The 14,640-nt window shown below is 71.7% G+C and carries 15 protein-coding genes; 1 reads left to right on the forward strand and 14 read right to left on the reverse strand.

Annotation, left to right across the window (positions count from 1 at the left end):
- Positions 1–98: 98 nt before the first annotated feature.
- On the forward strand, positions 99–686 hold the full coding sequence (locus Ae150APs1_RS10585; RefSeq protein WP_075297278.1) for a cob(I)yrinic acid a,c-diamide adenosyltransferase: 588 nt from the start codon (positions 99–101) through the stop codon (positions 684–686).
- A 14-nt stretch (positions 687–700) separates the two neighbouring features.
- On the opposite strand, the gene Ae150APs1_RS10590 is transcribed toward Ae150APs1_RS10585, so the two are convergent.
- The 14 genes from Ae150APs1_RS10590 to prmC form a co-directional block, all read right to left on the reverse strand.
- Positions 701–1,150 (reverse strand): DUF2550 domain-containing protein, encoded by a 450-nt coding sequence (locus Ae150APs1_RS10590; protein ID WP_075297280.1) that lies wholly within the window; start codon positions 1,148–1,150, stop codon positions 701–703.
- Between the two features lie 19 nt (positions 1,151–1,169).
- Positions 1,170–1,541, reverse strand: a complete 372-nt coding sequence (locus tag Ae150APs1_RS10595) for a F0F1 ATP synthase subunit epsilon (protein ID WP_010224409.1) — start codon at positions 1,539–1,541, stop codon at positions 1,170–1,172.
- Positions 1,542–1,557: 16 nt separating this feature from the next.
- Positions 1,558–2,994 (reverse strand): F0F1 ATP synthase subunit beta, encoded by a 1,437-nt coding sequence (gene atpD, locus Ae150APs1_RS10600; RefSeq protein WP_029239153.1) that lies wholly within the window; start codon positions 2,992–2,994, stop codon positions 1,558–1,560.
- Positions 2,994–3,995, reverse strand: a complete 1,002-nt coding sequence (locus tag Ae150APs1_RS10605; protein ID WP_075297282.1) for a F0F1 ATP synthase subunit gamma — start codon at positions 3,993–3,995, stop codon at positions 2,994–2,996. Before Ae150APs1_RS10605 ends, atpD begins: the two co-directional genes overlap by 1 nt.
- Positions 3,996–4,007: 12 nt before the next feature.
- The gene (atpA, locus tag Ae150APs1_RS10610; protein WP_010224412.1) at positions 4,008–5,645 is read right to left on the reverse strand and encodes a F0F1 ATP synthase subunit alpha; all 1,638 of its coding nucleotides are present in this window, start codon (positions 5,643–5,645) and stop codon (positions 4,008–4,010) included.
- A 65-nt stretch (positions 5,646–5,710) separates the two neighbouring features.
- On the reverse strand, positions 5,711–6,541 hold the full coding sequence (locus Ae150APs1_RS10615) for a F0F1 ATP synthase subunit delta (protein WP_075297284.1): 831 nt from the start codon (positions 6,539–6,541) through the stop codon (positions 5,711–5,713).
- Positions 6,541–7,086 carry a F0F1 ATP synthase subunit B gene (locus Ae150APs1_RS10620; RefSeq protein ID WP_083680056.1) on the reverse strand — a complete coding sequence of 182 codons (546 nt, stop codon included), beginning with the start codon at positions 7,084–7,086 and terminating at the stop codon, positions 6,541–6,543. The genes Ae150APs1_RS10615 and Ae150APs1_RS10620 overlap by 1 nt, the downstream gene beginning before the upstream one ends.
- 52 nt (positions 7,087–7,138) lie before the next feature.
- Entirely contained in the window at positions 7,139–7,387 is a 249-nt protein-coding gene (locus Ae150APs1_RS10625; RefSeq protein ID WP_010224415.1) for an ATP synthase F0 subunit C, read from the reverse strand.
- Positions 7,388–7,483: 96 nt separating this feature from the next.
- Entirely contained in the window at positions 7,484–8,257 is a 774-nt protein-coding gene (gene atpB / locus Ae150APs1_RS10630; protein WP_010224416.1) for a F0F1 ATP synthase subunit A, read from the reverse strand.
- A gap of 359 nt (positions 8,258–8,616) precedes the next feature.
- Entirely contained in the window at positions 8,617–9,093 is a 477-nt protein-coding gene (locus Ae150APs1_RS10635) for a hypothetical protein (RefSeq protein WP_139316868.1), read from the reverse strand.
- Positions 9,094–9,509: 416 nt separating this feature from the next.
- Positions 9,510–11,531: a hypothetical protein gene (locus tag Ae150APs1_RS34620; protein ID WP_075297289.1), complete on the reverse strand. Its 2,022-nt coding sequence runs from the start codon at positions 11,529–11,531 to the stop codon at positions 9,510–9,512.
- Positions 11,532–11,567: 36 nt separating this feature from the next.
- Positions 11,568–12,851, reverse strand: a complete 1,284-nt coding sequence (glyA, locus tag Ae150APs1_RS10645; RefSeq protein WP_010241992.1) for a serine hydroxymethyltransferase — start codon at positions 12,849–12,851, stop codon at positions 11,568–11,570.
- A 61-nt stretch (positions 12,852–12,912) separates the two neighbouring features.
- Positions 12,913–13,575, reverse strand: coding sequence for an L-threonylcarbamoyladenylate synthase (locus tag Ae150APs1_RS10650; protein ID WP_170918071.1), 663 nt, complete (start codon positions 13,573–13,575; stop codon positions 12,913–12,915).
- 108 nt (positions 13,576–13,683) lie between these two features.
- Entirely contained in the window at positions 13,684–14,559 is an 876-nt protein-coding gene (gene prmC / locus Ae150APs1_RS10655; protein WP_075297291.1) for a peptide chain release factor N(5)-glutamine methyltransferase, read from the reverse strand.
- Between the last annotated feature and the right edge of the window lie 81 nt (positions 14,560–14,640).

Here is a 14,640-nt window from a genome sequence, read left to right on the forward strand (position 1 = left end):
AGGGTTGCGCCGTCCGGCGCAGCACACGCGACGGTTGCCGAGAGGCGCCCCGACCGGCGGCCTGGCCTCCGCGCGGATCGTCCGCATAGCCTGTCGGGGTGGCGGTGCACCTGACTCGGATCTACACGAAGACCGGCGACGACGGGACGACGGCGCTCGGCGACTTCAGCCGCGTCCGCAAGACCGACCCGCGCCTGGCGGCCTACGCGGACACCGACGAGGCGAACGCCGCGATCGGCGTCGCGGTGACGGTCGGCGGCCTCGCCGAGCGCGTCGCCGATCCGCTCCGGCAGATCCAGAACGACCTGTTCGACGTCGGCGCGGACCTCTGCGCGCCCATCGTGGAGAACCCGGAGTTCCCGCCGCTGCGGATCGCCGAGGGCTACGTGACGCGGCTCGAGTCGTGGTGCGACGAGTTCAACCCGGAGCTGCCGAAGCTGAACTCGTTCATCCTTCCCGGGGGGACGCCCGGCGCCGCGTACCTGCACGTCGCCCGGACCGTCACCCGTCGCGCCGAGCGGTCGGTGTGGGCCCTGCTGGACGACGACGGCGACCGCACGAACCCGCTCACGGCGCAGTACCTGAACCGGCTCTCGGACCTGCTGTTCATCCTGGGCCGCGTCGCGAACCCGGACGGCGACGTCCTCTGGCAGCCCGGCGGCCCGCACGGCGCCCCCGACGCCTGACGCCCCGCCTGCGCTCAGGACGCCTCGCGGAATCCGCGGGTGCGTCCCGGCGGTGTGGCCTCCAGCCAGGCCAGGAACCCGGTGCGGACGTCCTGGGACATCGCCAGTTCGACGTCGATGCCGCGGCCGCCGGCGTCGCGGCCCCGGCAGCGGAGCACCTCGACCGCCGTCGGGATGGCGAACTCCTCGGAGCGGTGCGGTGGGCGTCGCTCGACGATGTCCAGCCCGGCGCGGTCCAGGACCACGGTGGCGCCGATCCGGAAGCTGGTGAGCCGGTACCAGGCGAAGCGCTCGCCCTCGTAGCGACCGACACCGAAGTGCCAGTCCGTGACAGCGAAACGGCGGCGCAGACACAGGTCCACGCCGCCGTTACGCATGAGTCGCACCCGCCGTATGGCGAGCCAGATCAGGGGGACGACCAGACACAGCAGCAGAACTCCGACGATCGCCGCGATGAGTTCCACTGCCGTGCCGGTCCTCCGCCTAGTTGGCCTCGGCCGCCCGGAGGCGGGCCTCGGCCCGGGCGACGGCCGCCTTGCCCTCGTCGGTCGAGGTGTCGGCGCCGTCCCGGGCCCGGCGGGCCCGGTCGACGTCGATCTCGTCCGACTGCTCGGCGAACTCGGCCAGGATCGACACCCGCTCCGCGGAGACCGACAGGAACCCGCCGTGCACCGCGATGGTGCGCTTCGAGCCGTCGGTCGAGTCGATCCGGACGGTGCCGGCCTCCTCGAGCTGGGCCAGCATCGGCTGGTGGCCGGGCAGGATGCCGACCTCGCCGACGGTGGTGCGGGCGAGCACGAAGCGCGCGTCACCCGACCACAGCCGGCGCTCGACGGAGACCAGCTCCACGGTCATCTCAGCAGGCATGAGATCAGCCCTCGAGCTTCTTGCGGTTCTTCTCCAGGTCGTCCAGACCGCCGCAGAGGAAGAACGCCTGCTCGGGCACGTCGTCGAACTCGCCCTTGGCGATCTTGTCGAACGCCTCGATGGTCTCCTTCAGCGGGACCGTCGAGCCCGGCTGGCCGGTGAACTGCTCGGCGACCAGGAGATTCTGCGACAGGAAGCGCTCGATCCGGCGGGCCCGGCCGACCAGCTGCTTGTCCTCCTCGGACAGCTCGTCGATACCGAGGATCGCGATGATGTCCTGCAGGTCGTTGTACTTCTGCAGGATCCGCTTGACCTCGTTGGCGACCCGGAAGTGCTCGTCGCCCACGTACTGCGGGTCGAGGATCCGGGAGGTCGACGTCAGCGGGTCCACCGCCGGGTAGATCCCCTTCTGGGAGATCGGCCGGGAGAGCTCGGTGGTCGCGTCCAGGTGGGCGAACGTGGTCGCCGGAGCCGGGTCGGTGTAGTCGTCCGCGGGGACGTAGATCGCCTGCATCGAGGTGATCGAACGGCCACGGGTCGAGGTGATCCGCTCCTGCAGCTCGCCCATCTCGTCGGCCAGGGTGGGCTGGTAGCCCACCGCGGACGGCATGCGGCCGAGGAGGGTCGAGACCTCCTGGCCGGCCTGGGTGAACCGGAAGATGTTGTCGATGAACAGCAGGACGTCCTGGTCCTGCGCGTCCCGGAAGTACTCCGCCATCGTCAGCGCGGAGAGCGCGACGCGCATACGGGTGCCCGGCGGCTCGTCCATCTGACCGAACACCAGGGCGGTGTTCTTCATGACGCCCGACTCGGTCATCTCCGTGATGAGGTCGTTGCCCTCACGGGTGCGCTCGCCGACGCCGGCGAACACCGAGGTGCCACCGAAGTTCAGCGCGACACGCTGGATCATCTCCTGGATCAGCACGGTCTTGCCGACACCGGCACCACCGAACAGACCGATCTTGCCGCCGACCACGTACGGGGTCATCAGGTCGAGGACCTTGATGCCGGTCTCCAGCATCTCGGTCTTGCCCTCGAGCTGGTCGAACCGCGGGGCCTTCTGGTGGATCGACCGCAGGTCACCGGTGAACTGGATGCTCGGGTCGTCCAGGCAGTCGCCGAGCGCGTTGAACACGTGCCCCTTGACCTGGTCGCCCACCGGCACCGAGATCGGACGGCCGAGGTCGGTGACCTCCTGGCCGCGGACCACGCCGTCGGTCGGCTGCATGGAGATCGCGCGGACCAGGTTGTCGCCCAGGTGCTGGGCGATCTCCAGGGTCAGCTTGCGGTGGTCGCCGGAGAGGTCGACCTCCAGGGACAGCGCGTTGTACAGGTCCGGGACCTGGTCACGCGGGAACTCGACGTCGACGACCGGGCCGGTCACCTGGACGACGCGCCCGGTGATCGTGCCGGTGGCCGAAGTATCGGCGGTTGCGGTCATCAGCTCTCACTTCCTGCGCTCGCGAGGGCGTCGACACCACCGACGATCTCGCTGATCTCCTGGGTGATCTGAGCCTGGCGAGCCTGGTTGGCCTCCAGGGTCAGGCTACGGATCAGTTCGTTGGCGTTGTCGGTCGCGGCCTTCATGGCCCGCTGCCGGTTCGCCGACTCCGACGCCGCCGACTCCAGCAGGGCCGCGTAGAGGCGGGCCCCGATGTACTTCGGCAGCAGCGCGTCGAACAGCGTGTCCGGGTCCGGCTCGAACTCGTACAGCGACTGGAGGCCCTTGGTCTCCGGGTGGTCGCGCTGGCTCTCGGCCGTGTCGGCGTCCGCGTCGGAGGCCACCGACGGCAGCGCCGAGGCGGAGACCCCACCGGAGTACTGGACCTCGAGCGGCGCCATCCGCCGGGCCTGCGGGATCTGCGTGATCATGTTCTTGAAGCTGGTGTAGACGAGGTGCAGCTCGTCCACCCCGTGCACACCGTCGGCGTTGTCGTCGCCGTCGTCCTCGCCGGCCACGAACGCGTCGACCAGCGTGCGCGCCGCCTCGGCCGCGTGCTCGTAACCGGGCTGCTCGGAGAAACCGGTCCAGGACTGCTCGATGTCCCGGTTGCGGAACCGGTAGTACGAGACGCCCTTGCGGCCGATCACGTACAGCACCGGCTCCTTGCCCTGCTCACGGAGCAGGGACTGCAGCTTCTCGGCTTCCTTGAGCACGTTGGCGTTGTAGCCGCCGCACTGACCGCGGTCACTGGTCACGACCAGGACCGCGGCCCGCTTCGGCTGCTCACGCTCGACGAGCAGCGGGTGGTCCAGCGCCGAGTTGGAGGCGAGCTCGGAGAGCGTGCTCGTCATCAGCTCGGCGTAGGGACGCGCCTCGTCCACCCGCGCCCGGGCCTTCGCGATCCGTGAGGTCGCGATCAGCTCCTGGGAGCGGGTGATCTTCTTGATGGACTGCGTCGACCGGATACGCCGGCGCAGCACCCGGATCTGTGCCGCCATCGGGTATCAGCCTCAGCTCTTCTTGACGGTGACGGTCTCCTGCTCGACGTCGTCCTCGTCGAGGGCCTTCGCCGGCTTCTCGTTCGGGACGACCGAGGAACCGTCGGAGGCGGTGAACTCGTTGCGCTTGAAGGTGTCGACGGCCGAGGTCAGCGTCGAAATCGCGTCGTCCGAGAGCTTCCCGGTGTCGACGATCTCGCTGAGCGGACCCGCGGCGTGCCGGCGCGCGTACTCGCGGAACTCGCCCTCGAAGCGCTGCACGTCGGCGACCGGGACGGAGTCGAGCTTGCCCGAGGTGCCGAGCCAGATCGAGACGACCTGGTCCTGCACCGCGACCGGCGCGTACTGGGCCTGCTTCAGCAGCTCGACCAGACGCTCACCGCGGCCCAGCGAGGCCGCCGACGCGGCGTCGAGGTCCGAACCGAAGGCGGCGAACGCCTCCAGCTCGCGGTACTGCGAGAGGTCCAGACGCAGCGAACCGGACACCGTCTTCATGGCCTTGACCTGGGCGTCGCCACCGACCCGGGAGACCGAGATACCGACGTTGATCGCCGGCCGGACGCCCTGGTTGAACAGGTCGGACTCGAGGAAGACCTGGCCGTCGGTGATGGAGATGACGTTGGTCGGGATGTACGCCGACACGTCGTTCGCCTTGGTCTCGATGATCGGGAGACCGGTCATCGAACCCGCGCCGAGGTCGTCGGACAGCTTCGCGCAACGCTCCAGCAGCCGCGAGTGCAGGTAGAACACGTCGCCCGGGTAGGCCTCACGGCCCGGCGGGCGGCGCAGCAGCAGCGAGATCGCGCGGTACGCCTCGGCCTGCTTCGAGAGGTCGTCGAAGACGATCAGGACGTGCTTGCCCTGGTACATCCAGTGCTGGCCGATGGCCGAGCCGGTGTAGGGGGCGAGCCACTTGTAGCCGGCCGGGTCGGACGCCGGGGCGGCGACGATCGTCGTGTACTCCAGCGCACCGGCGTCCTCGAGGGACTGCCGGACACCGGCGATCGTGGAGCCCTTCTGGCCGACGGCGACGTAGATGCAGCGGACCTGCTTCTTGGGGTCGCCCGACGCCCAGTTCTCCTTCTGGTTGATGATCGTGTCGACGCAGACCGCGGTCTTGCCGGTCTTGCGGTCGCCGATCACCAGCTGCCGCTGGCCACGGCCGATCGGCGTCATGGCGTCGATCGCCTTGATGCCGGTCTGCAGCGGCTCGTGCACCGACTGGCGCTCCATCACCGAGGCCGCCTGCAGCTCGAGCACGCGCCGCGAGTCGGTCTCGATGTCGCCGAGACCGTCGATGGCGTTGCCGAGCGGGTCGACGACCCGGCCCAGGTAGCCCTCGCCGACCGGGACCGAGAGGACCTCGCCGGTGCGGGTGACCTGCTGCCCCTCCTCGATGCCGGTGTAGTCGCCGAGGACGACGGCGCCGATCTCGTTCTGCTCCAGGTTCAGCGCCACGCCTCGGACGCCGCCCTCGAACTCGAGCAGCTCGTTGGTCATGGCCGAGGGCAGGCCCTCGACGTGGGCGATGCCGTCACCGGTGTCGGACACGGCGCCGACCTCGCGGCGGGACGTGTCGCTCTCCAGCGACGAGACGTAGCTGGAGATCGCGCTCCGGATCTCCTCGGAGGAGATCGTCAGCTCTGTCATGCTGCGTCGTTCCTTCTCTCGAACGGGATCTGAGATCGGGCCGCCGGGGCGGCCGGCTCAGCAGGTCAGCTGGGCAGGGACCGGCGCGCGGCGGCGAGTCTGCCCGCCACGCTGCCGTCGATGACCTCGCCGCCGACCTGCACGACCAGACCTCCGAGGAGGTCCCGGTCGAGCTCGACCTGCAGGGAGATCTTGCGGCCGTAGATCCGGCCGAGGGACTCTTCGAGCTTCGACTCCTGGTCGGGAGTCAGCGCGACGGGGGTGCGCACCTTCGCGACCGACCGGTCCCGGCGGGCCGCCGCGAGCTCGGCGAGCTCCTCGCCGACGACGTCCAGGTGCCGGCCGCGGGGCAGCCGGACCGCCTCGCGGAGCAGCGTCGCGGTGACCGGGAAGACCCGGTCGCCGAGCACGCCGTCCAGCAGCTGCACGCGACCCTCCACCGGCCTGGTGGTGTCGGCGAGCAGACCGTTGAGCTCCGGCTCGCGGCCGAGGATGCGGCCGAACCGGAACAGCTGGTCCTCGACCTCGTCGAGCGACCCGGTCTTCTCGGCGACGGCGACGGCGGCCTGGCGGGCCAGCGCCTCCGCGGCGACGACGACGTCCCGGGTCTTCGACCAGCGCTTGCGCACCAGCTCGGAGACGAGGTCGACGGTCGGCTGCGAGAGCTGCGCACCGAACAGGTGGCGGACCAGATCGGCCCGGGCCTCCTCCGGCGACGCGGAGTCGGCCAGCAGCCGCTGCACGGCGCGCTCGCCGTCCAGGAACCGGGCCACCGCGAACAGCTCGTCCGCCGTCGTGGTCAGGTCCCGGGCGGACGCACCGTCGACGTAGCCGTCCAGCCGCTCGGTCAGCGCGACGAGCGCGTCCCGGGACGCGGGCTGCAGGACCGTGGCCATCAGTTCGCCCCGCTCCGCGCGGCGCCCTGCTGGTCGAGCTCACCCAGGAACGAGTCGATCGTCGACGAGCGACGCGAGTCGTCGGTGAGCTGCTCGCGCAGCAGGCGCTCGGCCAGCTGCACGGACAGGCCGCCGACCTCGTTGCGGAGGGCGCGCCGCGCGGCGTCGCGGGCCGCGGAGACCTGCTCCTCGCCCCGGGTCCGGATGCGAGCGGCCTCCTGCTCGGCCTCCTCGCGCAGCTCGGCCTTGATCTGCTGGCCCTCGGCGCGCGCATCGTCGCGGATGCGCGCCGCCTCGGCCCGGAGGCCGGCCAGCTGGTCCTCGTACTCCTTCTTCAGCCGGTCCGCCTGCTCCTGGGTCTCCTGAGCACGCTTCAGACCGCCCTCGATCGCGTCCGTCCGCTCCTCGTAGAGCGTCTCGAAGCGCGGAACCGCGAACTTCCAGAGCACGAAGAGCAGGATGGCGAACGCGACGATCCCGAGGACGAGCTCGTTGCCGTGCGGGAGAATCGGCAGCGGTTCCTCGGCGGCGAGAATCAGTTCCATCGTGAGTCCTTCCCTGACGTGGCCGCCGGTGTGTGGACCGGCATGGGGTTGATCAGCCGCCGGCGATGAAGAACAGCACCAGGCCGATCAGCATGACCAGCTCGGCGAGCACGAAGGTGGTCCAGCCGATACCCATCAGCTGGCCACGGGCCTCCGGCTGGCGGGCGGTGCCGCTGATGACGGCCGACCAGATCAGGCCGACGCCGATGCCGGCGCCGATGGCGCTGGCACCGAAGCCGATGGCCGCGAGGCCGGGGTTGATGTCGGCGGCCTGGGCCAGGACCTGCGTGGGGACGTTCACTTCGGTTTCCTTCCGTCGGGTCCGCGGGATGCGGGTCGTTCGGTGGGTCGGGCCGGACGAGCCGGCGGATCGGATCGGCGCTCGCCCACCGGGTGTCTAGTGGTCCTCCGAGATCGCCGCACCGATGAACACGGCGGCGAGCAGGGCGAAGACGTAGGCCTGGATGACCTGGACCAGCGCCTCCAGGAAGGTGAACGCGATGCCGGCGACGAACGAGAACGGCGCCGCGACCGCCAGCCCGCCACCCGCGAAGAGCAGGAACTCGGCGGCCACCGCGGTCAGCGCGATGATCAGGTGGCCGGCGAACATGGCGGCGAACACACGCAGCGCGAGCGAGAGCGGCTGCACCACGAACTTCTGCAGCAGCTCGATCACGATGATCAGCGGCGCGATGAAGACCGGGACACCCGGCGGCAGCGCGGCGTGCTTGATGTAGCCCGCGAAACCGTGCTTCTTGAACCCGGCGTAGTGGTAGAAGACGTAGACGAACAACGCCAGCGCGATCGGGAACCCGATCCGCGACATCGTCGGGAACTGGATCACCGGGATGATCGCGAAGAGGTTGTTGATCAGGATGAAGCTGAACAGGCCCAGGATCAACGGGATGAACCGCTTGAAGTCGGCGGAGCCAATCTGGTCGCGGGCCATCGTGTTGCGCGGGATGTTGTAGAACGACTCCAGCGCGAACTGCCCCCGGCCGGGGACGATCGAGAGCTTGCGGGTGCCGAGCGTGAACACCGCGACGACGATGATCAGCGACAGCACGGCGAGGACCATCGGCTTCGTGACCTCGCCGAAGATCGGCGGGTAGTTGAAGAGTCCCTGGCCCGGCGGCGTGAACTCCTCTGCCGCAAGTACGAACGTACCCAATGGGGGTCCTTCCGGTGCTCCCGTCCCGCGTCCACGCGAAACGGGGGATCGCCTGCAAGGTGCCTCGTGGCGCGATGCCTTCCGGGCGTCCGGGCCGAAACACCGGAAGTCACCCACATCGCCTACGTGGCGGATGCTATCAGCCGTACTTCTACAACGCGTCGGGGGCTGGCACGCATCTCACCTGCGCCTTCACGCCACGCAACGATCTTGGTCGGGGCGCGCGCGGGGCGCGGTGCAATCATTCGTTAACACGCCGCGCGGGCGCCACCCCCACCTCCGTGGTAGCCGTGCGAGCGGCTGTGGAGACCCGGATCCGGGCCTGGCCAAAACCGGCATTTCGGTCGAGTCGGTGCAGGTCAGGCGCTCGGCGGGTCCGGCTCCGGCCCGATCAGGATTTTGATCTTGCTGCCCGCCCAGGCCTCGGTCGCGGTCGTCGCGGCGAACACCACGAGCAACGTGACGGCCAGTGACATCCGGTGCAGGCCGGGGACACCCCCGAGGGTGAACAGGACGATCAGGAGGATGAGGGCCTTCGTCACCAGGCCGATGAATGAGGCCAGCATCACAGCCCCCGGATCCAGTGCCGTGGTGCGCAGCATCAGGACCGGGGTGAGCAGCGCGGAGCCCGTGGCGAGCACCCCACCCAGGGCGGCGCCGTAGAGCCCGGGCAGCCCGGCGGCCAGCGCGGCGGCACCGATGCACAGCACCGAGGTCACGCCCCCGACCAGGGCGGCACCGCGCGCCATCGAGGCGGAGAGCCTCCGGACCACCTGCGCCTGCCCGACGGCAGGGCCGCTGTAGTCCACCGTCCCCCACCGGTCCCATCGCCACACGGTTCGCCCGTCCTCCCGGATCAACGGCCGCTCCACCAGCCGGAACGCGCCAGGACCACGGTATCGTCGGTCGGCACCGCGGTCTCCGGCGCCCGTCGGAGCGGGCGCTCCCGGCTCGCCCGGCAGAGGTGACCGCGGACACCCGAACCATCGGTGAGGCTCCGCCACCGCCGCCGATCGGGACGCACGCGGTGGCCCCGGCGAGGGCCGGAACGTGCATCCCGTTCGCCGGACCCAGGCCCGTGGGCCGGCGACCATCACCTGGTGACGCTCCCGGCACCCGCCCCGCGCCGCTGTCAGAACCCCGTCGACGCACCCCTCGACCGGTCCGCGCACCCGTTGCATCGGGTGCGCCACCCGGCGAAGCGGTGCGCCACCCGGCGAAGCGGTGCGTCGCGCGGCGGCGGGGTGCGTCGTCAGTGGGCCGGGGGGTCGTCGTGGGGGCGGCGGTGCGCCCCGTGGGTGGGGACCGTCGGTTGCTCCGTGTGCTCCTCGGGTCCGCCGGGCCCTGCCTCCTCCGGCGTCCCGGGAGCGGACGCGTCCCGGCGCGGGCCCATGGGTCCGGCGCCTGGGCCCCGGGTCCCGTTGCCGGACACCGGATCCACTCCGGGACGGCGGTGCGGAGCTCCTCGGCCGGGGGCCGGCGACTCTCCCGTGCGGTACGGGACCGCCCCACCGGGAGCAGACGTCTCCCCGGACCGGTGCGGGGGCACGGGAGTCTCCCCCTGGCGGTACGGAGCCACCCCACCACCGGGTGCCGGCGTCTCCCCCGGCCGGTACGGCGGCACCCCGCGTCCGGGCACCGGGGTCTCGCCAGGAGGGCGCGCCGGCGTCCCGTTGCCCGGGTACGGCGCCCCGCCGGTCGGCTGCGGTCCCCCGGGCGGGCCGGCGAGCGGCGGTGCCGGTCGCCGTTCCCGTGGCCCGCGGCCCCCGTCCGTCGGTGGACCGGGCGTGGCCGGATACGGGGACGCCCCCGCCGGCCGCCGCATCGGTGCGCGGCCCGCCGGCCCCCGGCCCGACTCCACGGGACCGGATCCGCGCGGCGTCTCCTGCCGGTGCGGCCCGGCCACGTCAGGCCGACCGGGCCCGGCGACCTCGTGCCGGCCGGGCCCCGCCACCTCGGACAGTCCGGGCCCCGCCACGTCCTGCCGGACGGGGGCGGTCACCCCACCGGACCCGGCCGTCAGGGCGTCCGGCACCGGCGGCACCGGGTCCGGGACGGGTTCGTCGTCGACGGAGGCCACCGGCACTACCGCCGGCGCCGCGGCCGCCGCGGCCCGCTGCCGGGACCGGTGCGGCACCACCGACGCGACGAAGGCGACGATCAGGGCGACGACGGTGGCCGCGACGACCAGCCCGGTCTGCGGGACGAGCGCGAGCGCGACCGCACCGAACGCGATGACCGCGACCCACAGGTACACCAGCAGCACGGCGCGACGGTGGCTGTGCCCGACCTGCAGGAGCCGGTGGTGCAGGTGCATCTTGTCCGGGCTGAACGGGCTGGTCCCGGCACGGGTCCGGCGGATCACCGCGAGCATCAGGTCCAGCACCGGGATGAACACGATCCCGACGAGCACGAAGACCGGCGAGACCAGGGCGAAGATGTCACCGGGGCCGACGGTCTCGTTGACCGTCAGCCGGCCCGACGCGCTCGTGATGGCCGCGGACAGCATCACGCCGACCATCATCGAGCCGGTGTCGCCCATGAAGATCCGGGCCGGGTTGAAGTTGTGCGGCAGGAACCCCAGGCAGGCTCCGGCCAGCACGACCGCGATCAGGGCCGGGGTGAAGGCCGCCGGATCGTTCCCGTTCTCGCTGATCAGGCCGACGCAGAACACGGCCGTCGCCAGTGTGGTGATCATGCCGATGCCGGCGGCGAGGCCGTCGAGGCCGTCGATGAAGTTCAGGGCGTTCACCAGGCCGACCGTCAGCAGGACGGTGAGCAGCACCGACTGGCTCTGTCCGAGCAACAGGTAGGAGCCGGAGATGCCGCTCCCGCCACCACCGAGCGGGATCCAGATCGCGGACCACTGCACGGTGTAGAGCACCAGCAGGCCACCGGCCGTCACCTGGGCGGCGAACTTGGTGATCGCGTCGAGGTCGTAGCGGTCGTCGAGCATCCCGACCCCGACGAGCAGGGCTGTCGCGACGACGACGCCCATCACCTCGGTGCTGCCCTCGAAGTACGCCAGCCGCAGGGCGGGCAGCTGCAGCGCGAGCAGCAGGCCGGCGAGGACCCCGCCGAACATCGCGAGGCCGCCCCACCGCGGGGTCGGGGTGACGTGCACGTCCCGACCCCGCGGCCAGGCCACGGCGCCGACCTTGAGGGCCAGCATGCGGACCGGCCCGGTGAGCAGCAGCGTCACCACGGCGGAGACGAGGCCGACGAGCAGGAACTCACGGACGGGGAGTCCGTAGCTCAGCTGGTCCACCGGCACGTCGACTGCGCCTCTCCGGTCCGCCTTCGGGTCAGGTCACCCCCGAGGGTAGGCGGGTGCCTTCCGGACCAGTGCGGTGACCGCCTCGGCGACGGCACCGAGTTCCTTGTCGCCCGCCGTGGTGTCGTGCTCGGCCTTCACCGCACGGGCCAGCAGGGCGCCGACCTCGGCCATGTCCGCCTCCGTCATCCCCTGGGTCGTGACGCTCGGCGAGCCGACCCGGATGCCGGACGGCTTCATCGGCGGGGCCGGGTCGTAGGGGATGGCGTTCTTGTTCAGCGTGATGCCGGCCCGGTCGCAGCGGGTCTCGGCCTCGGACCCGGTCACTCCGATCGGCCGCAGGTCCATCAGCGCCAGGTGGTTGTCGGTGCCACCGGACACCGCGCGCATGCCCTCGGACTCCAGGCTCTTGGCGAGCGCCTGGGCGTTCGAGACGACCTGGCGGGCGTAGGCCTGGTACTCGGGCTGGGCCGCCTCCCGCATCGCGACGGCCTTCGCCGCGACCGCGTGCATCAGCGGACCGCCCTGGGAGAAGGGGAACACCGCCTTGTCGATGGCCTTGGCGTGCTCGGCCTTGCACAGCACCATGCCGCCGCGCGGCCCGCGCAGCACCTTGTGCGTGGTGGCGGTGACGACGTCGGCGTAGGGCACCGGCGACGGGATCGCCTGGCCGGCGACCAGGCCGATGAAGTGCGCCGCGTCGACCATCAGCACGGCACCGACCTCGTCGGCGATCTCGCGGAAGATCTTGAAGTCGATCAGGCGCGGGTAGGCGGTCGCACCGGCGATGATGATCTTCGGTCGGTGCTCGCGGGCCAGGCTGCGGACCTGGTCGTAGTCGATGACCTCGGTGTCCTCACGCACCAGGTAGGAGACCGCGTTGAACCACAGGCCGGAGAAGTTCACCTTGCTGCCGTGCGTCAGGTGACCGCCCTGCTTGAGGTCCATCGCCAGCACGGTGTCGCCCGGCTTGGCGAAGGCGGCGTACGCGGCGAGGTTCGCGCTCGCACCGGAGTGCGGCTGCAGGTTCACGTGCTCGGCGCCGAAGAGCTCCTTGGCGCGCGCGTTGCCGATGTTCTCGGCCTCGTCGACGACGCTGCAGCCGCCGTAGTAGCGGCGGCCGGGATAGCCCTCGGCGTACTTGTTGGACAGTGTCGACCCGAGCGCCGCCAGCACGGCCGGGCTGGTCAGGTTCTCGCTCGCGATGAGCTGGAGGCCGCCACGCAGGCGGTCCAGCTCGTCCAGCACGACTCCCGCGATCTCGGGATCCTGCTGCTGCAGTGCGGAGAAGTCCGGGCCCCAGAAGGTCTGCTCACTCACGTGCGGAGAGGCTACCCGCCAGGATCATCCCTGGCTGTGCCCCTGAACACGTGCTCGCCCCTCAGGGGCGGTCGACCTCCTGCCCGACGACCTCGGCGACCTGCTCGGCAGACACCCCGCCCCCGCGCAGGAGCCGCGGCCGGACGCCGGTCAGATCGACGATCGTCGACGCCACCGGGTCCCCGGACGGGCCGCCGTCGAGGTAGACCTGCACGCTCGACGCGAGCTGGGTGATCGCCTCGGTGACCGTCGACGCCGGCGGGTTGCCCGAGGTGTTCGCACTGGAGACGGCCATCGGGCCGACCTCGCGCAGCAGCTCCAGGGCGACCGGGTGCAGCGGCATCCGCAGCATCACCGTGCCACGGGTGCTGCCGAGATCCCAGGCCAGCGACGGCGCGTGCTCCAGCACCAGCGACACCTCACCCGGCCAGAACGCCTCGATCAGCGCCCGCGCGGACGGCGGCACCGACGTGACGAGGCCGTCGATCGTCGTCCAGGACCCGACGAGCACGCCGACCGGCATGTCCGGGCCCCGGCGCTTGGCCGAGAGCAGGTTCCGCACCGCGGTGCCGCTGAAGGCGTCGCAGCCGATCCCGTAGACGGTGTCGGTGGGGAGGACGACCAGCTCACCGGACCGGACCGCCCGCGCCGCCGCGGTCAGACCGCGCTGTCGCTCCGCCGGTCGGCCGCAGTCGAACAGCGGCTGGGTCTGAGGTGCACTCACGATCCGCGAGAATACGACCGGCCGGTTCCCCGGCGCGGGGCGGCTCTCCCGTCGGGGTCCGCGGACGGACGGCGACCTGCGCGACCGGCCCCCGGGCCGGGGCGGCGGTCAGTCCCGGAACGGCACCCGGCGGGCGGTGACGAACCGGGGACGGCCGGTCAGGTCGGTGTGCTCGGTGACCTCCGCGAGGGTGCGACGGCGACGCAGCAGCGCGGGCACGGTGTCGCCGTGCGTGTCGTCGTGCTCGATCGCCAGCGCCCCGCCGTGCCGCAGCCAGCCGGTGGCTCCGCGCACGACCGCCTGGATGATCTCCGTGCCGTCCGGCCCGCCGAACACCGCGCCCGGCGGGTCCCACCGCTCGACCTCCGGCGGGACCGGCGTCCCGTCCGGGACGTAGGGCGGGTTGCAGACCACCAGGTCGACCCGGCCCTCCAGCTCGACGAGCAGGTCCGGCCAGCGGACGTCGGCGGCGTGCAGCGTCACCGGCCGCCCGCCACGGCCGACGTGCGCGTCGAGGTTGCGGCGTGTCCACACCAGTGCAGTGGGATCGGCCTCCAGGGCGTGCACGGCGGCGTCCGGCCGGGAGACCGCGAACGCGAGCGCCAGCGCACCGGACCCGGTGCACAGGTCGAGGACGACGGGGCGGCGCACGTCGCGGAGCGCACCGAGGCCCCACTCGAAGAGCAGCTCGGTCTCCGGGCGCGGGGTGAACACCCCCGGCCCGACCGCGACCTCGACCGGGCCGAGGACCGCGGTGCCGAGGATGTGCTGCAGCGGCTCCCGGGTCGCCCGGCGCTTCACCAGGACCTTCAGCTCCTCGACGACGCCCGGGTCGACCAGGGGCGTCAGCAACAGCGTGGAGCGGCTCCGGCCCGAGACGTGCGCGGCGAGCAGCTCCGCGTCGACCCGCGGCGACGCCACCCCGGACGCCGCCAGGGTGCGTTCCGCCTCTGCGATCGCCACCCGCAACGGGAGCCGGTTCACCGGACGTTCCTGGTCACGGCCCCAGTGTCGCCCGTGACAGCACCGGGGACACGGGTGCGGACCCGCAGATCACACGGGCGG

The sequence above is a fragment of the Pseudonocardia sp. Ae150A_Ps1 genome, from assembly GCF_001932315.1.
Classification (GTDB): domain Bacteria; phylum Actinomycetota; class Actinomycetes; order Mycobacteriales; family Pseudonocardiaceae; genus Pseudonocardia.

Coding starts and splice junctions, on each gene's coding strand:
- Ae150APs1_RS10595 (WP_010224409.1), bottom strand. CDS start 1,541: ATGACCGTGGAGCTGGTCTCCGTCGAGCGCCGGCTGTGGTCGGGTGAC.
- atpD (WP_029239153.1), bottom strand. CDS start 2,994: ATGACCGCAACCGCCGATACTTCGGCCACCGGCACGATCACCGGGCGC.
- Ae150APs1_RS10605 (WP_075297282.1), bottom strand. CDS start 3,995: ATGGCGGCACAGATCCGGGTGCTGCGCCGGCGTATCCGGTCGACGCAG.
- atpA (WP_010224412.1), bottom strand. CDS start 5,645: ATGACAGAGCTGACGATCTCCTCCGAGGAGATCCGGAGCGCGATCTCC.
- Ae150APs1_RS10615 (WP_075297284.1), bottom strand. CDS start 6,541: ATGGCCACGGTCCTGCAGCCCGCGTCCCGGGACGCGCTCGTCGCGCTG.
- Ae150APs1_RS10620 (WP_083680056.1), bottom strand. CDS start 7,086: ATGGAACTGATTCTCGCCGCCGAGGAACCGCTGCCGATTCTCCCGCAC.